Source organism: Methylotenera mobilis JLW8 (assembly GCF_000023705.1).
In the GTDB taxonomy this organism is placed as follows: Bacteria; Pseudomonadota; Gammaproteobacteria; order Burkholderiales; family Methylophilaceae; genus Methylotenera; species Methylotenera mobilis.
The window spans coordinates 2,110,382-2,130,575 of the sequence record NC_012968.1 but is presented as its reverse complement, the minus strand read 5'-3'; the positions used below and the strand labels follow the sequence as shown (position 1 = coordinate 2,130,575).

Below are 20,194 nucleotides of genomic sequence, written 5' to 3'. Positions count from 1 at the left end.
AGCGTTAGAAAAGGCGGCTCTGGCCGCCTTTTTTATTAGGTGTCGTTACAGGCTTCAAGCTAGGCTGCGCGGACGGTTTTCGGCCAATATATGCTAGGTTTGCTATCGATTAGGCATCTATATGTTTTTAGCTTGCTACTTGCTCAGCACTAGCTTGTCTTTAATATTGTTTATAGAAGAGAGATCAGAATGCGCTTTGCTTCGCTTGGCAGTGGCAGCGCTGGCAATGCGCTAGTGGTGGAGGTCAACAACACAAGGTTAATGCTGGACTGTGGGTTTAGCATTAAGGAAACCACTAGTCGCTTGGCGCGTTTAAACCTAAGCCCTGAAGATTTAGCGGGTGTCGTCATCACACACGAACATGATGATCACGCAGGTGGTGCTTTTAAGTTTGCCGCTGCGCATCACATACCGGTTTGGCTCACCTATGGCACCCTCAAAATGGCTGAGCGATATTTCCCGCGTCAGCATGATTTACAACTGAATGTCATTGATAGCCACACACCGTTTAGTGTGGCTGATGTTGAGGTGTACCCTTACCCAGTTCCACATGATGCGCGTGAGCCTGTGCAATTTGTATTTGGCGATGGTCAGCGTCGCCTAGGGGTGCTGACTGATGTAGGACGCAGCACTGTGCATATCGAGCAGCAATTAAGCGGCTGTGATGCGTTGGTGCTGGAGTGTAATCATGATAGCGCCATGCTGCGTAATGGACCTTATGCGGCCTCTTTAAAGAAACGTGTGGGTGGTGAGTGGGGGCATTTGGAGAATGCAGCTGCGGCTGATTTACTTGCCAGGTTAGATCGTTCTAAATTGCAGCATTTAATCGCTGCGCATCTGAGTGCAAAGAACAATACGCCATTGCTCGCGAAAACTGCGTTGGCACAAACTGCGGGTTGCACCCTAGATTGGATTGGTATTGCGGATCAGGCCTTGGGTTTTGACTGGCGGCAAATTAGTTAACCAAAGTAATTTGCCAAGAATCAGTTCACCAAAATTAGTTCAATTGGTTACGGGAGCATCTGAGTTAGTGCTAATCGCTGAGCTGAGTGTTTAACAATAAAAAAAGCCGACTTACGTCGGCTTTTTTAATAATTATTGATTAAACAATAAATTATTTTGCAGCTTCAGCAGGAGCAGCTTCAGCAGCAGGAGCAGCTTCAGCAGCTGGTGCTTCAGCAGCAGGAGCAGCTTCAGCAGCTGGTGCTTCAGCAGCAGGAGCAGCTTCAGCAGCAGGAGCTTCAACAGCAGGAGCTTCAACAGCAGGAGCTTCAGCAGCTTTTTCACCACAAGCAGTAACAGCAAGAGCTAACAATGCAGCTAACAAAACAGAACGTGTCATTTTATATTTCCTTATGAGTTTAACTGGTTAAAAAACTGTTTTCGATACTACTTAAAAAGTGACTAATAACTATATCGAGTGGCGCAAATTCTAGCAGGAATTAAAAAAAAAACACTACATTTCAAATATTAAGCTGAAATATAGTAAAAAAGTTCCCGCTTTCATACAGCTTGCCAAAAAATGATTATTCAACACGAATAAAAAGCTGGCTGTTCTGAGAAGATTGCCCGCTGCCGCTGGCTAATATCGCGCGACTAACCTCATCTTTGTCTTGCATGATACCACCAATATTGACCCACTCACCGCGCTGCACTCGCACTGTAGATGATAGCTGCTCAAACTCTATGCGACCATCTTGCTGCAGCCTGGAAAAAGTCGGGGTGATTTCAAGTTCAATTTGACTGCCTATGCTGCGGGCGCGCACGGTAAAGCCTGTGCCGATATCTACAAATTGCGTGCTGACCTGCCTAACTGCATAACGGCGCGTGAGTACCACCCATTCATTAGTGTAGGGAATAGACTCACCTACACTGATGTAAGCCGGTGCGCCGTCCGTGACCCGAATAAATTGTTGGCTACTTTGTTGAGCGTTGGTCTGGTTGTCTTCTATGCCTATTTGGATGCCATCCCTACCACCTCTTGCATCATTGCCGGTTTGTATGGTGGCATTACCGATGCGGGTGCGGCCTCTGATTGTGCTGTTACGGTTACTGCCAGAGGAGATGTTCTGGCGCTTGACGCTGATGGTGAAGTTTTCACGTGCGGTATCCAGTGTGGAGATGGTTTGTTCAACCTCTGCCATCGTTCTGCTATCGGTGCGTACAATGAGTTGGTTTTGTATGGCAGAGGCAGTGCCATGATCGCCAATTACGGCTTGAATGGTTGGCAAGACCTCTTCGGCAAAGCGATGCTGCAAGGTAAAAATCTTGAAATCATTGGCCGCGTAACTTGATAGCGTGAAGCTTAACGCCATCAATAGCCACAGCACACGGTTTTTTATCAATAGTCGTATTTTTATCAATAGTCGTATCATGTCGATGCCTTACAAGCCTAATGGTGTTGTGCTCACTGTGTCTTGAATCGCCTCTGTGAGCTCATCAAATCTGCTGTTGAGTGCTTTAACCGTTGCTATATCGTCATAGGCATATTTAAAGCGCGCTTGGTCGATATGGATGCGCTTAATATAGTGTTTACCATCGGCGAGAATAAAGCAGTCTTTCGCATGCTTTGCTGATTGGTTGGTTACGTATACCCGCATTTTGTGCCCAAAGATTTCAAGCAGATTAAGCAGTCTGGGACATTTTTCTTGAAAATAGGCACTATCTTGCAAAATAATGGATACTTGACTAGTTATCTTCTGACTTAAGAATTGCTGCAGTAATTCATAGATGGCCAAGCTGGAGAACCCGCCGAGCTTTAAATCTTGGTCAAAGATTAAAAGCTCACGCTCAGCGCTTTGTATAATGCGCTGGATTGCCTCATTATACAAATGCTCACCAATGATGATTTTATCCGGCATCAAAGTGTTATCCATGATACTTATCATACGCGTTAAGTTTAATTAAAGTAAAGATAGCCAGCGAGGTACCAGCCATGCAGTTGCTCGATAAATGCGCTATCTACTTCACCAGCTTGTGCAATATCATCGCTAGTTAGCATGCGGTAATCTGCTAGCGCGGTAAGCAAGCTTGCAGCTTGGCCAGCTGCGCTGATGGCTTCGCCATTTAAATAAAAATATTGCTGGGTAAACAGCATTTGGCTTTTTAAATCCAGGCTGATGCCATGCTGTAGCAGATTCTCATTAAATTTTCGTAAAGACATTTTTTTATTGGGCTCGAAAAAAATGTCAGGTTTAGGCTCTGATAAGTAGGACCCTAAAAAATCCGCCACATGTTGCTCTGACCATTGTATGGTTTTTAAAATCTCAGCCACTTTGCTAACCATGCTGCTGCCAATTTGGGCTGGGTGTTCTTGTGGCGTTAAGTCCGCATCTTGATAGATACCAGGTAAGGCGTTGGCATCTTGATTGAGTTTGTCTTGCATAAAGCCAAGAAACTCTGTGACAAGTTCATGCACTTTGGGCGCTCTAAAGCCGATCGAGTAGGTCATGCAATCTGTGTCGCCATCGGTAACGGCAATACCCCAGTGCGCTAAATGTGGTGGGAGGTATAGTAAATCGCCAGCCTCTACTAACCACTCTTGTGCCGTATCAAAGTTTTTCAAAATTCTTAGTGGGGCACCTTCAACCAAACTCAAGTCTGTTTGCTCGCTAATGCGCCATAAGCGTTTGCCTTGACCTTGCAGCAAGAATACATCGTAGCTATCAAAATGCGGCCCCACGCCGCCGCCATCTGGCGCATAACTCACCATCAGGTCGTCTAGTCTGGCATGTGGAATAAAATTAAACTGGCTCAGCAGTTCAGCCGCCTCAGGTAAGTGATGGTTCACACTCTGTACTAGCAAAGTCCAGCGGTGCTTGGGGTCTGGCTTCTCTGGTAAGTTTGCAAAGTCACTCTCTTCAAATGGACCGTGGCTTGCGTACCATTTGCCTTTGATCTCCTCTACGATGCGTGACTGCACTTCTTCTTCGCAAGCCAAGCCCGCCAGTTCATCCGGGCTTAATAAACCGGTAAATCCAGGGATGGCATTTTTAATCAGTAAAGGTTTTTTATGCCAGTAGTGTTGCAGGAATTCGCTAGCGCTGATGCCGCCGAGTAGCTGTAGTGGTTGGTTAGGATTGTTCATGTGCGTGTTGATTAATAACTCAGTGAATTATTATGCCATTGCCAATGCTTACAGGTGAGCATATATTTATGTTAGCTAGTAAAAATAAAGCAATGTTCTGCAATCCGCTATTTTGAACCATCGTTATATTATTTAAGGATGTTGATATGAATGCTCCAGCTGATACCTCTACCCAAACCTTTCATGGAGGCTGTCCACATGATTGCCCTGACACATGCTCAATGGTGTATACGGTTAAAGATAACAAATTAATTTCCGTCACTGGCAATAAAGAGCATCCCATGACGCGTGGTGGCCTTTGTGTGAAGTTGAAAGATTACGAGAAGCGCCACTATCATCCTGACCGTTTGTTATACCCGCTCAAGCGCACAGGCCCCAAAGGTAGTAAGCAATTCAAGCGCATTTCTTGGCAAGAAGCCCTAGATGAAATTACCGATAAATGGAAAGCAATTATTGCTGCTGATGGCCCACACGCCATCATGCCGAATAGTTATTTGGGCAACCAAGGCTTGGTGCATGGGTTAAATGGCGGCGATGCTTTTTTTAACCGCATGGGGGCAACTGTGTGTGAGCGCACGTTTTGCGGTGAGGGTTCTTGTACCGCATGGCTACTAACGGTGGGGCCTACTGCAGGGGTGGATCCTGAAAGTTTTTCGCATGCCAAGTATATAGTGATATGGGCGTGCAACTCAGTAAGCACTAACTTACATCACTGGCATATTATCCACGAAGCACAGAAAAAAGGCGCCAAGGTGGTTGTCGTGGACTCTTATGCCTCTAAAACCGCTAAAGAGGCGGATTGGCATATTGCACCTAAACCGGGTACTGATGGTGCGTTAGCAATGGCAATGATGCATGTCATCATCAATGAAGGTTTGGCTGATCAGGATTATATCGACAACTACACCGTTGGCTATCAAGAGCTGGCTGAGCGCGCTAAAACCAGAACGCCAGAATGGGCGGCAGAAATTACCGGTATCTCCGCCGATGATATTCGAAAATTTGCACGTGAATACGCCACTACGCCACCAGCAGTGATACGTTTGGGTGTGGCGTTAGAGCGAAGTTACGGCGGTAGTCAGGCCATCCGTGCGGTGACAAGTTTGCCTGCATTGATTGGCGCATGGCGTCATGTAGGCGGAGGTGCTTTACAGTTCCCAGTATGGGAGCACCCTTATAAATTTGATGTGATTTCACGTCCGGATTTGATACCGGAGGGAACGCCTGTTGTGAATAATCTGCAGCTTGGTCGCGCACTGACAGGGGAGTTACCACTAAAAACCCCAATTAAGTCTATGATGGTTTGGAACACCAACCCGCTGACGCAGGCGCCAGAAACCGACAAAATAGTTAAAGGCTTAGAGCGTGAAGATTTGTTCTTAGTGGTAGCTGAGCATTTTATGTCGGATACCGCTGCCTATGCTGATATTATCCTGCCGGCAGCCATGGGCGCGGAGATGGAAGATATGGTGCTGTCGTGGGGGCATTTGTATCTGACCTACAATGCAAAATGCATAGACCCACCAGGTGAAGCTATCCCCAATAATGAGATATTCCGGCAATTAGCTAAACGCATGGGCTATACCGATGCTAATTTTCAGTGGAATGATAGCGAGTGCCTAGAAAATTACGTGGACTGGAACTCACCGACCTGTGATGGCATTGATTTGAACTATTTACGTCAGCACGGCTTTGCACGCTTAAAAGCGTTTGGTGATAAAGATACGCGTGCACGTCATGCGAAAGGCGAATTTCCAACCCCGACTGGCAAGTGTCACTTTTTAGTAGAAGGTGCCAAGAACTTTGTAGCTGGCCCATTCCGGCAAATGTATGACGGCTTCCAGCCGGGAGAAGATTTGGATAGCTTGCCCGATTATGTGCCGTCCCGTGAAACGCCTGCAACTAATCCAGAGCTCGCAGCCAAGTACCCACTGAATATCATTTCGCCTAAGAGTCATGGCTTTTTGAATTCATGCTATGCCAATGTGGCAGAGAAAATTAAGGGGCAGGGCGAACAGTTTGTGCTAATTAATCAGCTCGATGCTCGCGCACGTAACATTCAAGAAGGCAATGTGGTGAGGGTATTTAATGACCGTGGCGCGTTTGAGGGTGTAGCGAAAGTTTCAGAAGATGTGAATGCAGGGATTGTGGTGGCAACGCTTGGTTATTGGCGGCAGTTGAATAATGGCACGGTGAATTGTATTAGCTCGGCTGAGTTTGGGGATATGGGGCACTCGACTACCTTTAGTGATAACTTGGTGGAGGTGGCGCTAGGGTAGCTTTTTAAAGAGGCAACTTATGTTGCCTCTTTAGAATTAATTAGAAGAATATCTTCTGAATTAAGTAAATCAACCCTAATATACAAGCTGATGCATTCATTAACCAGCTATGTTCTGTCCATGCGTCTTTTAAATGAGCCATAAAGTTTATCTCATCTTCAAAAGCGGACTTATATCCGGAGTATTCGAGCTTATTATAATAATAAATTCGTGCTGATTGCTTTATAGGGAATTTAAGTCTTAGTAAAATTAGTTTAATCAATACTTTATATTTCTTCATTTTGATTTCTCCTCTAACAAAATTTTGCTATGCAAATGCCTAGCTGAGAAACATTGTATAAATTCCCACCTGTCTCACAGGCATGCCTTTCAATATAGTTTTATGTAGATGCTCAATTTTAACTGTTCGGTAATTGTAGATAGTCGCTCTCGCGCGACAGGCGAGTTACTTTCTTTTGCTTATCCAAAAGAAAGTAACCAAAGTAAACGACACCCCCTACCGCTTGCTTCCTGCGCTACATAGTTTTATGGGCGTCAATCGGAAACTCACTTCGTTCAAACATCCGCTTGCCGAAGTCTCCCATAAATCTGTGCATCACAGGCGCGGTAGCAGGGGATTTAAGGACAAAGCCAGTGAAGTTAAGCCTTATTCATTAATACTTCAGTTCCGTCATTCCCGCGTAGACGGGAATTCAGTGGCTTTGATGAATTTGGGAGATGGAGGCTAATACAGTAAAATTACGCCTATGAATACATACTCTCTCGCACGTCCTATTTTGTTTCAGTTTGATGCTGAATCTGTTCACGACTTTACTTTAAAGACCTTAAAAACTGCTGAGCGGTTGGGAGCTTTGAAGTTGTATCCATCGGCACCTATCTGTCAGCCTCGGCAGGTCATGGGCATTACTTTTCCTAATGCGGTTGGTTTGGCTGCTGGCTTGGATAAAAATGCGGCGGTGATTGATGGCATGGCCGCCTTAGGCTTTGGCTTTATTGAAGTGGGTACGGTTACCCCTAGACCGCAGCCTGGTAACCCTAAGCCACGTTTATTCCGCGTAGCTGAAGCGCAAGGCATCGTGAATCGCTTTGGTTTTAATAACCTAGGTGTAGATAACCTGATAGAAAACGTGAAGGCGGCTAAGTACCAAGGCGTGCTTGGTATCAATATTGGCAAGAACTTTGATACGCCCAATGAAAATGCGGTAAGTGACTATTTGATCTGCATGCGTAAAGTATATGCGTATGCTAGTTATATCACGGTGAACATTTCTTCACCCAACACTAAGAATCTGCGTGCATTGCAAGAAAAAGAAGCACTGTCTGACTTGCTCGCAACATTAAAAGCCGAACAGTTAATCTTGGCTGAGCAGCATGGCCGTTATGTACCAATCGCTCTAAAAATTGCACCGGATTTAGAGTTAGAGCAAGTGAATGAAATTGCCGATTTACTGATGCTGCATAAAATTGACGGTGTGATTGCAACCAATACCACGCTCTCGCGTGACGCAGTGCAGGGCATGCAAAATGCCGCAGAAACTGGTGGACTGTCTGGCGCACCGGTACGAGATAAATCTACAGTGGTGATTCAGCAATTATCGCAACGCTTGCAAGGCGCATTACCGATTATCGGTGTGGGTGGTATTTTGAGCGGGGCCGATGCGGTAGAGAAAATTGCGGCGGGTGCAAGTTTGGTGCAGTTGTACAGTGGTTTAATCTATAAAGGCCCACAGTTGATTCGTGACGTAGCGCAGGCTTTGGGCTAATCCATTTTCTGTTAATGACCTTGCCGATTTTATATTCCTATCGCCGTTGTCCTTACGCCATGCGCGCACGTATGGCCTTGAAGTATGCGGGTATTACGGTAGAAATACGTGAAATCGCATTGCGTGATAAGCCCGCACATTTGCTCCAAATCTCGCCGAAAGGCACGGTGCCGGTATTGGTAACTTTGCAAGGCGCAGTGCTCGAGCAGAGCCTGGATATTATGCATTGGGCGTTGCAGCATAGTGATCCTGATGGTTGGCTAGTTGCTGATGCAGAACAAACACAGGCGCTTATTACGGAAAATGACGCCAGTTTCAAACAAGCGTTAGACCGCTATAAATACGCAATACGCTTTCCTGAACAGCCGATGGAGGATTATCGCTCCCAGGGTGAGGTGTTTTTAGCCAAGCTGGAACAGCGGTTGGCCCAAACGGAATTTTTGATGGGTACTAAGCCGACGCTGGCCGATATCGCGATCTTTCCGTTTATTCGCCAGTTTTCTGCGGTAGATGCCGTGTGGTTTGAGACCGCAGCTTATCCCAAGTTAAAAGTTTGGCTAAATTTGATGCTGTCGTCTGTATTATTTAATAGCATTATGGATAAACACCCGGTTTACTCATCGCAGTAAATTGGTTTGCTTTATCAGTTGGGGTTTAGTTAGACTCAATTTTCCAGTGTGGCAGGCGCCATTCAAAATGTATGGCCAAAATGCGCAATATCGTCATCAGCGTCGCGGGGATAAAGATGCAAAGCCAGGATGCGAGTCCAAGCTGATTCAGTAGCCACACCATTAAGCCACCTAGAAATGCGATCACGGCATAGGGCTGGTAATCACTAAAAGCTTTAGGGATTTCATTGCAAAAGATGTCCCTTAGCACGCCGCCGAAGACCGCAGTCATTACCCCCATGAGCGCACATACAATCACCGGCAGTTGCTGCTGTAATGCGATTTGTGTGCCCAAGGCTGCGTATAGACCCAAGCCTAGCGCATCCGGGATAAGGATGGCGCGCTCGGTGAGCTGGATATGTTTATTGCGCATAAATAACATGGCCAGCATGCATACGCCTAGCATTAGCCATATCCAGTTAGCGTGATCCACCCAAAAGAACGGGCGTCGATCCAGTAGTACGTCACGTAAAGTGCCGCCGCCGAATGCAGCCACGCCTGTGACTACAAATACGCCAAATGCATCCAATTGTTTTCTGAAGCCAGCGATTAACCCGGAAAGTGCAAAGGCCGAGGTGGCAAAAATCTCAATTGCAACCTGTAGTGTAGATACTTGTAACGTAGATGCAGTGACATCGACCATGGCAGCGTACCCTTAATAACAAGCGACAACTGTCTGTTTACTCAGCACCACTAGCAAATTGAGTGTTGTGGTGCTGTTAACACGCAGTCTGTTAGATTACAGTCAATGAGATTTAAGTGGTTGCTAAGTCTTTAGCCTCGTCTTGATTGCTTTCTGCAAAGATAAGTTTTACTTCGTCTTTGTCATCAATATCTACATGCACACTGCCACCGTTAGCTAGTTTGCCAAACAGCAACTCATCAGCCAATGCTTTGCGGATGGTGTCTTGAATCAACCTTGCCATTGGGCGTGCGCCCATTTGTGGGTCAAAGCCTTTTTTGCCGAGGTAAGTTTTGAGTGCATCACTGAATGTTGCCTCAACTTTTTTCTCATGCAACTGGTCTTCAAGTTGAATCAAGAATTTATCTACCACGCGGATAATGATGTCATGTGACAGTGCAGTAAATGACACGGTCGCATCCAGCCTATTGCGGAACTCAGGAGAGAATAAGCGTTTGATATCAGCTTGCTCATCGCCAGCTTGTTTCGCAGTGGTGAAGCCCATGTTGGATTTAGACAAACTCTCTGCACCAGCGTTGGTGGTCATGATAATGGTGACGTTTCTGAAGTCTGCCTTGCGGCCATTATTATCGGTGAGCGTACCGTGATCCATCACTTGCAACAAAATGTTGAAAATATCAGGGTGTGCTTTTTCAATTTCATCCAACAGCAATACGCAGTACGGATGTTTGGTGATTGCTTCTGTCATCAGGCCACCCTGTTCAAAACCCACATAGCCCGGAGGCGCGCCAATCAAGCGTGAAACCGCATGGCGTTCCATATATTCACTCATATCAAAGCGAATCAGTTCTATGCCCATAATGTAGGCTAGCTGTTTAGCCACTTCGGTTTTACCCACACCAGTCGGGCCGCTGAATAAGAAGCTACCGATTGGTTTGTTATTTTGGCCCAAGCCGCTGCGCGCCATTTTAACGGCAGAAGACAAGGCTTCAATCGCTTTATCTTGACCAAATACCACAGCTTTCAAATCGCGTTCTAGCGTTTTCAGCGCATTGCGGTCGTCAGAAGAAATATTTTTGGGCGGGATACGCGCCACTTTGGCAATAATGTCTTCAATCTCTTTATTGCCTATCACTTTTTTCTGTTTAGATTTTGGCAAGATGCGTTGTGCGGCACCAGCCTCATCAATCACGTCAATCGCCTTGTCCGGCAGGTGACGGTCATTGATGTATTTGGCAGACAGTTCGGCTGCTGTGGTGAGTGCCGCGGCCGTATATTTCACGCTATGGTGTGTTTCAAAGCGTGATTTAAGGCCTTTGAGAATCTCAATGGTTTCGGCAACGCTAGGTTCTACCACATCCACCTTCTGGAAGCGGCGAGAAAGAGCGTGGTCTTTTTCAAAGATGCCACGATACTCTTGATAAGTGGTGGCGCCTATGCATTTGAGCGAGCCATTAGATAACGCTGGTTTTAATAGGTTGCTGGCATCCAAAGTGCCACCGCTGGCAGAACCTGCACCAATCAGCGTATGAATTTCATCAATAAACAAAATGGCGTCAGGCTTTTCTTCCAATTGTTTCATCACTGCTTTTAAGCGCTGTTCAAAGTCGCCACGGTATTTGGTGCCTGCGAGCAATGCTCCCATGTCGAGTGAGTACACCACTGCGTTAGCCAATACATCTGGGATGTCTTTTTCTACGATACGGCGCGCCAAGCCTTCAGCGATGGCGGTTTTACCAACGCCAGCTTCACCTACCAGTAATGGGTTGTTTTTGCGGCGACGGCACAAGGTTTGCACCACACGCTCTAGTTCGGAGGCGCGACCAATCAACGGGTCTATTTTGCCGGCTAGCACTTGCGAGTTCAGGTTGAGGGTGTAGTTTTCTAGCGCACCATTGGGCGCTGCTTCGGCCTCAGCTTCTTGCTCGCCACCCTCAGGCTTGGCAGTCTCGCCAATTTTTGAAACGCCATGCGAAATAAAGTTGACGATATCCAAGCGTGTAATGCCTTGTTGATGCAAGAAGAATACAGCGTGCGAATCTTTTTCACCAAAAATAGCTACCAGCACATTGGCACCAGTAACTTCTTTTTTGCCGGAAGATTGCACATGCAACATCGCTCGCTGAATAACACGTTGAAAACCCAAGGTTGGCTGAGTGTCCACATCGTCTTGCCCAATCACGGTTGGGGTATGTTCTTCGATGTATTGGTTTAACTCGGTACGCAGGGTTTCTAGTTTTGCGCCGCAGGCACGCAAAACCTCTGCCGCGGTTGGGTTATCTATCATTGCGAGTAGCAAATGCTCAACCGTGATGAGCTCATGGCGTTTTTGTCTTGCGTCCATAAACGCCATGTGCAAACTAACTTCTAATTCCTGCGCTATCATCTCGGTACCTAACTTTCTTTATGTATCTCGCCTACATTTATGCCATTTCAACGATGCATTGCAATGGATGCTGTGATTGCCTTGCGTAACTCACTACCTGATTCATCTTTGTTTCTGCAATGTCTTGTGGGTAAATACCACATATTCCAGCGCCCTCAGTATGTACTTTGAGCATAATTTGTGTTGCTTGTTCACGGCTTTTATTAAAAAAACGCTCAATGACTTCAATAACGAACTCCATCGGGGTGTAGTCGTCATTTAACAGTAGCACTTTAAACATGGGGGGTAATTTTGGTTTTGCAACCTCAGGCTTAAGTGCAATGTCATTTTCGTGCGGTTTATTTGCCATGGTATGAGTCTATTTTGAGCCAAACTGAAAAAAATTCAAGTGTAATTTGGGGTATCTTGCGCAGATATTATTGTGAGCAGGCAATCTCAATTGCTTAGCGCTAGGGCAATGCTAAGGGAAGATCTTGACGCTTTTCACAATTCTATCTTGGGTCTGCAATATTTCCAGGCGATGCGGGCCAATTTTGAAACTGGTGTTGGGCTCAGGGATGTCTTCAAAGTGTTCAAGAATCAATCCGTTGAGCGTGCGTGGGCCGTCCAGCGGTAGGTCCAGATTCAGTTTTTTATTGAGATCACGTAATGTGCTAGTGCCATCTGCTAACCAGCTGCCATCTTCATCTTGCAGGTAGTTGCCCAGTCTGGATGGTAGCTGCGTATTAAAGTCACCGATTACTTCTTCTAAAATGTCTTCTAACGTGACCAAACCTTTTAACTCGCCATATTCATCCACCACTAGTGCAATCTGCTCATGGTTTTCTTGGAACTGCTGGATTTGTGTAAATAGTGGCGTGCCAGATGGGATGAAGTAAGAGTCATCAATCACTTCAAGTAAGTCTTCTTTAGTAAAGTCATCACGTTGGTAGTGTTCACGTAATTGGTTAATTACTTTGCGCACATGCAAAATGCCAATGATTTCTTCAGCCTCACCCTGACGCACCGGTAGGCGCGTGTGATGGGTGTTGGTAATATGGTTAAGGATATCTTCTAGAGGCGCATCAAAGTTGATGCTTTCAATCATGGTATGCGCCGTCATCACATCATCTACGGTGATTTTCTCTAGCTCAAACAGGTTTAACAATATGGTGCGGTGCTTCTTGGGCATAAAGTGGCCAGCGTCGGTCACAATGCTACGCAGTTCGTCCATGGTGAGTGATTGTGCTTGTGCATCAAAATTCACTTTAACTCTAAGTATACGCAACAAGCCCACGACGAACAGGTTAACAAACCATACGATTGGATAGAGTGCTTTTAGCAGCGGATACAGAATGTAGCTGGCAAAGAATGCGAGCTTTTCTGGGTATGCCGCCGCGATGACTTTAGGTGAGATTTCACTGAATACTAAAATCGCAAAGGTCACGGTCATGGTGCCAAACATCAGTGTCCATTCACCTTCACCAAACAGCTCAACGACGATAATGGTAACCAGCGTGGCAGAGGCTGCGTTGGCAAAGTTATTGCAAAGTAAAATGACGCCCAGCAGTTTGTCTGTTTTTAGCAGTAGAAATGTGGCGAGTCGTGCGCCGCGATGCCCCTGGTTGGCTAAGTGTTTTAAGCGATAGCGGTTAACCGACATCAAGCTGGTTTCAGCCAGGGAGAAAAAGCCTGAAATTAAAAGCAGAATGGCTAGCGCGCCAAGCTGCCACGAAATGGGTATGTTGTCCAAAGTATGATTTGATGGTTACTACGAAGGGATAGTGTATACGCGATGGGGGCGTGTAGCAAGTTCTGTGATATTGGGTGAGGCGTAGCGTGTTGCAGGGAATTGCAGAGGGGCTTGCTAACAGGAGGATGCGTGTAACGCAATGCGCTACAGTAACTTTTAAGCTGGGTTATCAGTTGCTGTAGCGCGGAGTGGGTTTTAAGTAAGCGCTTTAGGCAAACTCGGATGGGTCTGGCTCTGGATGTGTTTCTTTCTTGTCGCCGTCTTTCTTTTCTACATCACTCATTAGGTTGGCACGGTTAACACCTAACCACATGGCGATTGGACAAGCCACCAGTACTGATGAGTAAATACCAAATAAAATACCAATAGTCAGTGCTAGTGCGAAGTTATGTAACACTTCGCCGCCAAATAACAGCATAGATAACACCATCAACTGTGTAGAGAAGTGAGTGATAATGGTACGTGACATGGTGCGTGTAATTGCATTATCAATCACTTGAGTCACGCTGGCTTTACGCATTTTACGGAAGTTTTCACGTACTCGGTCGAACACCACGACAGATTCGTTCACTGAGTAACCTAATACTGCGAGCACGGCGGCGAGTACGGTCAGGTTGAACTCCCATTGGAAGAAGGCGAAAAAGCCTAAGATAATAATCACGTCATGCATATTCGCAATGACAGCTGCCACCGCAAAGCGCCACTCAAAGCGCATTGCTAGATAAATCACGATACCCGCGATTACTAATAGCAGTGCCAGTGAGCCTTTTTCATACAGTTCGGTGCCGACTTGCGGGCCGACGAATTCAATACGGCTCATACGCACTGAGCTATCTACTGCATGCAGTGAGCCTAATACTTTGTCTGAGAGTTGGGCGCCGGTCAGGCCTGTTCTAACTGGTAAGCGAATCAACACGTCACGGCTAGTACCAAAGTTTTGTACGGTTGCGTCTTTTAAACCGATACTGTCAATGGTGGTACGGATCTTGGTCAGATCCGCAGCGTGCGGATAATTGACTTCAATCATGGTGCCGCCTGTGAAGTCGACGCCGAAGTTCAAACCGCGTGTCGCAAGAAACACGATCGCAAGTACAAAAGTAATCATGGAAATGGCGGTGGTTAAACGGCCATAGCTCATGAAAGGGATGTCATGTTTTACTCTAAAAAATTCCATAGTTTTTACTCTATATTTTTATCTGTGGGCGCTAAATTAACTGGAGCGCTTAACCAATTGAAAGGTGTGTTGTTTTGCGACGGCTACCGTAAACCCAGTTAACAATCGCACGTGAAACCACCACCGCACTGAACATAGAGGTGAGGATGCCAAGTACGTGCACCACCGCAAAGCCTTTAACCGGGCCGGAGCCGAAGAGGAATAAGGCAATACCTGCAATCATGGTGGTCACGTTGGAGTCTAGAATCGTATCCCAAGCGCGGTCATAACCGATATGGATAGAAGCTTGTGGCGTGTTGCCGCTACGTAGTTCTTCGCGGATACGCTCATTGACCAACACGTTAGCGTCAATCGCCATCCCCAGTGTCAGCGCTACCGCTGCTAAACCAGGTAAGGTTAAGGTTGCCTGTAGCATAGACAATACAGCGACCAGCAGCAGCAGGTTAATACCTAGTGCTAGCACAGAAATGCCACCAAATACCATGTAGTAAACAATCATGAACACCGCAATTGCCGCAAAACCCCATAAGGTGGAGTGCATACCGCGTTTGATGTTTTCTTCACCCATGCTTGGGCCTACTGTACGTTCTTCGACAATATCCATAGGGGCAGCTAATGCGCCTGCACGTAACAGTAAGGAAATATCAGTTGCTTCTTGTGTATTGGCCATGCCTGAAATCTGTACGCGGCCGCCACCGATTTCTTCGTTAATAACTGGTGCAGTGACCACTTCAGTGTTGCCTTTTTCAATCAGCAAAATGGCCATGCGTTTGCCCACGTTTTCACGTGTGACTTGTTGGAATACGCGTGCGCCGCGAGCATCCAGTGTGACGTTAACCACTGATTGCCCAGTTTGACCGTTCACGCCAGGGCCAGCATCCGTGATGTAATCACCAGTCAGTACCACGTTCTTTTTCACGAGAATCGGGCGGCCTTCACGGTCTTTAAATGCATCGGTGCCAATTGGAGCTTGGCCTTGCGCTGCTTTTTCCAAGGTCATTGCGTCAGACTTTTCTTCATCGACCAAGCGGATTTCAAGCGTAGCGGTGCGGCCTAAAATTTCCTTAGCTTTGGCGGTATCCTGCACGCCAGGTAGTTGTACCACCACGCGGTCCATGCCTTGTTGCTGAATAATCGGTTCAGCAACGCCTAGCTCGTTGATTCGGTTGTGTAGCGTTTGAATATTTTGTTTTAGTGCGAATTCCTGAATACGCTTTTGTTCGACCGCATTTAATGAAGCGCTCAGTACGATATCTTCGCCATTTGCGCTGTCTTTAAGCGTTAAATCTGGGTATTGATTGCTGATAATTTTTCTTGCTTTAGCTAGTTCTGCTGCACTAGTGAAGCGGATTTGTACGGTTTGTCCTTCACGTGTTACACCAGCGTATGAAACGCGCTCTTTACGTAAGGCTGTTCTAAAGTCGCCTACAAAGCGCTCTGCAGCTTTGTCTAAAGCAGCTTTCATGTCTACTTGCAGCAAGAAGTGCACGCCGCCGCGTAAGTCTAGGCCTAGGTACATAGGTTTGGCACCTATGCTGCGTAGCCAGTCTGGTGAGCGTGAGAGCAAGTTCAAGGCAACGGTATAGTCGCTGCTTAAGTTGGCTTGCAACAAATCTTTGGCTTTGATTTGGGTGTCGGTATTGGCGAAGCGTGCTTTTACACCACGCGCGTCCAAGTAAATGCCGTCGTATGCAATTTTTTCTTTTTGCAGAATCTGTTCTACCTGAGCCAGTAAAGCAGGGTCAATCTTGCTGGTGCTTTTGGTAGGGGTGACTTGAATTGCAGGTGATTCACCAAACAGATTGGGGATGGCATAAATCAGCCCCATCAGAATCATGAAGACAACAAAAATGTTTTTCCACAGCGGGTAGCGGTTCATAGTCAGACTCTAGTCAACAGTTTGCAGTTATTTAAACAGCGTGGTGCAAAATGTTTAGTTAAATTTTTAAGATAGTACGTTAAAAGGGTACTTTAAATACGGTACTTAGGGGTTAAGCCCCTAAGGATTAGATGCTTTTAATCGTACCTTTTGGCAATGCGCTTTGAATTGCATGTTTCTGAACGTTAATTTCAGTATTGGTTGCAATTTCAAGAGTAACAAATGCATCGGTAACTTTAGTTACTTTGCCCACAATGCCGCCAGTAGTGACTACTTCATCACCTTTTTGCAGGGCGGCAATCATGTTACGTTGCTCTTTAGCTTGTTTCATCTGTGGACGAATAATCATAAAGAAGAACAGTAAAAAGATAACGATTAGCGGTAAGAAGCTAGTGAAATCTGTTGCTGGCGCTGTTGCAGCATAAGCATTTGAAATAAACACGATATATAACTCTCTATTAATAAAAACTTACAAAATGATCTAAAAATTAGCCTTTAATTCTAGCACATACTATCTCTGATTGTAGATGCTACAAATTGCCGGTCAGTTGATTCAAGACAAGCTTTTGCGCTTTGCTGCAAACTCTTGTTTAAAGGTCTCGAACGTGCCCGCCTCAATCGCGTTGCGCATACCACTCATCAATTGCTGGTAGTAGTGCAGGTTATGGATGGTATTTAGGCGTGAGCCTAAAATTTCACCGATTCTATGTAAGTGGTGCAAATAGGCGCGCGTGAAGTTGCGGCAGGTATAGCAGCTGCAGTCAGTATCCAGTGGGTTGGTATCGTTTTTGTAGCTGGCGTTTTTGATTTTTACATCGCCGTATTGCGTAAATAGCCAGCCATTACGTGCGTTGCGTGTGGGCATCACACAGTCAAACATATCTACGCCTTGTGATACCGCAGCAACTAAGTCCTCAGGTGTGCCAACGCCCATTAAATAGCGTGGTTTGTCTTGCGGCATCTTAGGTGCTGTATGCGCCAATATACGTAACATATCCTCTTTGGGTTCGCCTACTGAAAGGCCGCCAATAGCGTAGCCATCAAAGCCAATTTGCTCCAGACCTTCACGCGAGACGTCACGCAGCTCCTCATGCATGCCGCCTTGGATGATGCCAAATAGTGCATTGGGGTTGCCTTCGTGCGCTTGTTTACTGCGTTTTGCCCATCTGAGCGAAAGCTGCATGGAGTCGCTGGCTTCTTTAAGTGTCGCAGGGTAGGGCGTGCACTCATCAAAAATCATGACGATATCTGAGTTCAATACACGTTGAATGCGCATGGACTCTTCTGGCGTAAGGAAGCAGGAGTCACCGTTAATCGGTGAGCGGAACTTAACGCCTTCTTCGGTAATTTTGCGTAAATCGCCTAGGCTCCAAACCTGAAAGCCGCCTGAGTCGGTGAGAATAGGTTTGTTCCAGCCCATGAATTTATGCAGGCCACCATGTGCAGCAATGACCTCCAGCCCTGGGCGTAACCATAGATGAAAGGTGTTGCCGAGCACGATATGCGCATCAATTTCGGTGAGCTCTAATGGTGACATGGCTTTCACTGTGCCATAAGTGCCAACAGGCATAAACGCCGGCGTTTCCACTTTGCCGTGCGCTAACTCTAAAGTGCCGCGACGCGCGAGGCCATCTTGTGTTTGTAAGGTAAATTGCATGCTAAAACAATAATATTTTGAATGTCGCGATACTAACATAATATGTTTATATTTGTCGGCTAAGCTAGCGCTGGCATGCTGTTGCATGTGGATGTTGGGTCTTAAATTAAACTATTTGGGACGACTGTACTCCAATGGTAAGCATTATTATGAACTCAGGAGGATATGATGAAAAATACAATGGTTGTAAGCTCGGTGGTGCTGGCGTTGGTGCTTGGAGGTTGCGCCAATATGACGGAAACGCAGAAAGGCACGGCTAAAGGTGCTGCGATTGGCGCTGGTGCCGGTGCAGTGGTTGGTGCGATTGCAGGTAAAGGCAAGGGTGCTGCGATTGGTGCTGCGGTAGGTGCAGCAGCCGGTGCTGTTGCCGGTAACGTCTGGACTAAACGTCAGGAAGAGCAAAAACGGCAGATGGAAGAAGCGACCGCTGGTACGGGTGTGGGCGTGACGCAGACTGCAGATAATCGCCTGAAACTGGATATTCCTAGTGATATTTCTTTTGACGTGGGTCGTGCTGACATTAAGGCAAATTTCAGGGCTGTGCTCGATACCTTTGCGACTAGTTTAGTCAATAATCCGGCAAGTAATGTTACTGTCATCGGGCACACGGATAATACCGGTAGCGATGCTGTTAACAACCCGCTATCTGTCAATCGTGCTGCGAGTGTGCGTGATTATGTAGTTGCACGCGGCGTGCAACATAGCCGCATCACGATTGAAGGTAGGGGCGCTCGTGAGCCTTTGGTGGCAAATGATACCGCTGCAAATCGCGCAAAAAATCGCCGTGTGGAAATTTTTGTCGCAGAGCCAGCTGGGCAGTAGCTTAGTATTATGGTTGGCTTGCTAGTGAAGTGAGCACGAGAAAGTAACAGCAGAGCCGGCTACTTGCCGGCTTTGTTTTGTCGGATAGTTTGGTGTTAGCGTAAAGATTAAACGGCTGTGCTTTAAGTAATTTAAAGCTATCTGTGTTGAAATTTGATTGCGAGTATCGCAACAGGCTTTGTTATACTAAGCAAAATTTAAAAATGATCATATATAAAGGTATGATGCAAAACATGATTGAATCTAAACAAAAAACATTTCGCCGTAATTCTGACGCGCCGTCGTTACGTGAGCGTGGCATTTATCTACTTCCTAATTTATTTACTTCAGCAGCTTTGTTTGCCGGTTTTTACGCAATCGTGCAGGCGATGAACAGCAACTTTGAGCAGTCTGCCGTTGCGATTTTTATTGCAATGGTGATGGATGGTTTGGATGGCCGTGTTGCACGCATGACCAATACGCAAAGTGCGTTTGGTGCGGAGTACGATAGCTTATCCGATATGGTGTCGTTCGGTGTTGCACCTGCGCTTATTTTATATGTTTGGGCGCTTAAACCTTTAGGTAAGCTGGGTTGGATTGCCGCGTTTATTTACTGCGCTTGTGCGGCATTGCGTTTGGCGCGCTTTAACACCAAGTTGGATGACGTAAACCAAGATAAGCGTTATTTCCAGGGGTTGCCTAGCCCGGCGGCTGCAGCTTTACTGGCTGGTTTTGTGTGGGTGTCTTATGAATACGGAGTGAATGGCCGCGACGTATTTTTTGGCGTGCTGCAAATGAAATGGATGGCATGGTGCATTACGGTGTTTGCTGGTGCCTCTATGGTAAGCGACTTACGTTATTACAGCGGCAAGGATATCAATCTAAAAGCGAGCGTGCCGTTTTTTGTTATTCTGGGCATCGTGTTGGGCTTTGTACTGATCTCTTATAGTCCGCCAGAAGTATTGTTTTTGATTATGACGATTTATGCGCTGTCAGGATATGTGATGTGGCTGCGTGGGAAGTTTATTACCAGATAAGTCGTAGCCAACTTCAAGTGCTTAAGTAATGGGTGGTCTTGGTTAAGATTTACTCATCATCATGATAAATAAATTCAAATACTTAAGC

General features: G+C 46.3%; 18 protein-coding genes. 6 read left to right on the top strand and 12 right to left on the bottom strand.

Translation table 11 applies throughout. From position 1 onward, the window contains the following. Positions 1 to 189 precede the first annotated feature (189 nt). Positions 190 to 963: an MBL fold metallo-hydrolase gene (locus tag MMOL_RS09895; RefSeq protein ID WP_015832889.1), complete on the top strand. Its 774-nt coding sequence runs from the start codon at positions 190 to 192 to the stop codon at positions 961 to 963. A gap of 151 nt (positions 964 to 1,114) precedes the next feature. Here MMOL_RS09895 and MMOL_RS09890 read toward each other — a convergent pair whose 3' ends face one another. The 4 genes from MMOL_RS09890 to MMOL_RS09875 all read right to left on the bottom strand — a co-directional run bounded on the left by MMOL_RS09890 (position 1,115) and on the right by MMOL_RS09875 (position 4,087). Next, positions 1,115 to 1,342, bottom strand: coding sequence for a hypothetical protein (locus tag MMOL_RS09890; protein ID WP_015832888.1), 228 nt, complete (start codon positions 1,340 to 1,342; stop codon positions 1,115 to 1,117). A 184-nt stretch (positions 1,343 to 1,526) separates the two neighbouring features. Next, positions 1,527 to 2,375, bottom strand: a complete 849-nt coding sequence (locus MMOL_RS09885; RefSeq protein ID WP_015832887.1) for a secretin N-terminal domain-containing protein — start codon at positions 2,373 to 2,375, stop codon at positions 1,527 to 1,529. 9 nt (positions 2,376 to 2,384) lie between these two features. After that, positions 2,385 to 2,876, bottom strand: coding sequence for a DUF7931 domain-containing protein (locus tag MMOL_RS09880; protein WP_148207865.1), 492 nt, complete (start codon positions 2,874 to 2,876; stop codon positions 2,385 to 2,387). Positions 2,877 to 2,899: 23 nt separating this feature from the next. Next, the gene (locus tag MMOL_RS09875) at positions 2,900 to 4,087 is read right to left on the bottom strand and encodes a cupin domain-containing protein (protein WP_015832885.1); all 1,188 of its coding nucleotides are present in this window, start codon (positions 4,085 to 4,087) and stop codon (positions 2,900 to 2,902) included. A gap of 146 nt (positions 4,088 to 4,233) precedes the next feature. On the opposite strand from MMOL_RS09875, the gene MMOL_RS09870 reads away from it, so the two are divergent. From MMOL_RS09870 to MMOL_RS09855, 3 genes are all read left to right on the top strand, one after another. After that, positions 4,234 to 6,366 (top strand): molybdopterin-containing oxidoreductase family protein, encoded by a 2,133-nt coding sequence (locus MMOL_RS09870; RefSeq protein ID WP_015832884.1) that lies wholly within the window; start codon positions 4,234 to 4,236, stop codon positions 6,364 to 6,366. A gap of 746 nt (positions 6,367 to 7,112) precedes the next feature. Next, positions 7,113 to 8,129 carry a quinone-dependent dihydroorotate dehydrogenase gene (locus MMOL_RS09860; protein ID WP_015832882.1) on the top strand — a complete coding sequence of 339 codons (1,017 nt, stop codon included), beginning with the start codon at positions 7,113 to 7,115 and terminating at the stop codon, positions 8,127 to 8,129. A 14-nt stretch (positions 8,130 to 8,143) separates the two neighbouring features. Further along, positions 8,144 to 8,758, top strand: coding sequence for a glutathione S-transferase (locus MMOL_RS09855; RefSeq protein WP_015832881.1), 615 nt, complete (start codon positions 8,144 to 8,146; stop codon positions 8,756 to 8,758). A 25-nt stretch (positions 8,759 to 8,783) separates the two neighbouring features. Here the strand turns inward: MMOL_RS09855 and MMOL_RS09850 are convergent, their stop codons facing one another. The 8 genes from MMOL_RS09850 to tgt all read right to left on the bottom strand — a co-directional run bounded on the left by MMOL_RS09850 (position 8,784) and on the right by tgt (position 18,268). Further along, the gene (locus MMOL_RS09850) at positions 8,784 to 9,440 is read right to left on the bottom strand and encodes a trimeric intracellular cation channel family protein (RefSeq protein ID WP_015832880.1); all 657 of its coding nucleotides are present in this window, start codon (positions 9,438 to 9,440) and stop codon (positions 8,784 to 8,786) included. A gap of 112 nt (positions 9,441 to 9,552) precedes the next feature. Continuing rightward, on the bottom strand, positions 9,553 to 11,826 hold the full coding sequence (gene clpA / locus MMOL_RS09845) for an ATP-dependent Clp protease ATP-binding subunit ClpA (RefSeq protein ID WP_015832879.1): 2,274 nt from the start codon (positions 11,824 to 11,826) through the stop codon (positions 9,553 to 9,555). A 37-nt stretch (positions 11,827 to 11,863) separates the two neighbouring features. Then, positions 11,864 to 12,175, bottom strand: coding sequence for an ATP-dependent Clp protease adapter ClpS (clpS, locus tag MMOL_RS09840; protein ID WP_015832878.1), 312 nt, complete (start codon positions 12,173 to 12,175; stop codon positions 11,864 to 11,866). A 111-nt stretch (positions 12,176 to 12,286) separates the two neighbouring features. After that, positions 12,287 to 13,558 (bottom strand): HlyC/CorC family transporter, encoded by a 1,272-nt coding sequence (locus tag MMOL_RS09835; RefSeq protein WP_015832877.1) that lies wholly within the window; start codon positions 13,556 to 13,558, stop codon positions 12,287 to 12,289. 208 nt (positions 13,559 to 13,766) lie between these two features. Then, positions 13,767 to 14,732 carry a protein translocase subunit SecF gene (gene secF / locus MMOL_RS09830; protein ID WP_015832876.1) on the bottom strand — a complete coding sequence of 322 codons (966 nt, stop codon included), beginning with the start codon at positions 14,730 to 14,732 and terminating at the stop codon, positions 13,767 to 13,769. Between the two features lie 49 nt (positions 14,733 to 14,781). Next, positions 14,782 to 16,611: a protein translocase subunit SecD gene (gene secD / locus MMOL_RS09825; RefSeq protein ID WP_015832875.1), complete on the bottom strand. Its 1,830-nt coding sequence runs from the start codon at positions 16,609 to 16,611 to the stop codon at positions 14,782 to 14,784. A gap of 127 nt (positions 16,612 to 16,738) precedes the next feature. Next, positions 16,739 to 17,053 carry a preprotein translocase subunit YajC gene (yajC, locus tag MMOL_RS09820; protein WP_015832874.1) on the bottom strand — a complete coding sequence of 105 codons (315 nt, stop codon included), beginning with the start codon at positions 17,051 to 17,053 and terminating at the stop codon, positions 16,739 to 16,741. A 111-nt stretch (positions 17,054 to 17,164) separates the two neighbouring features. Continuing rightward, the gene (gene tgt / locus MMOL_RS09815; RefSeq protein ID WP_041928845.1) at positions 17,165 to 18,268 is read right to left on the bottom strand and encodes a tRNA guanosine(34) transglycosylase Tgt; all 1,104 of its coding nucleotides are present in this window, start codon (positions 18,266 to 18,268) and stop codon (positions 17,165 to 17,167) included. Positions 18,269 to 18,436: 168 nt separating this feature from the next. Between tgt and MMOL_RS09810 the strand changes: the two genes are divergently transcribed. Further along, complete coding sequence (locus MMOL_RS09810; protein ID WP_015832872.1) at positions 18,437 to 19,090, top strand: YiaD family glycine zipper/OmpA-like lipoprotein; 654 nt, start codon at positions 18,437 to 18,439, stop codon at positions 19,088 to 19,090. 233 nt (positions 19,091 to 19,323) lie between these two features. After that, a complete protein-coding gene (gene pssA / locus MMOL_RS09805) occupies positions 19,324 to 20,106 on the top strand; it encodes a CDP-diacylglycerol--serine O-phosphatidyltransferase (RefSeq protein ID WP_041928843.1) in 783 nt (260 codons plus the stop codon). The last annotated feature ends 88 nt before the right edge of the window (positions 20,107 to 20,194 follow it).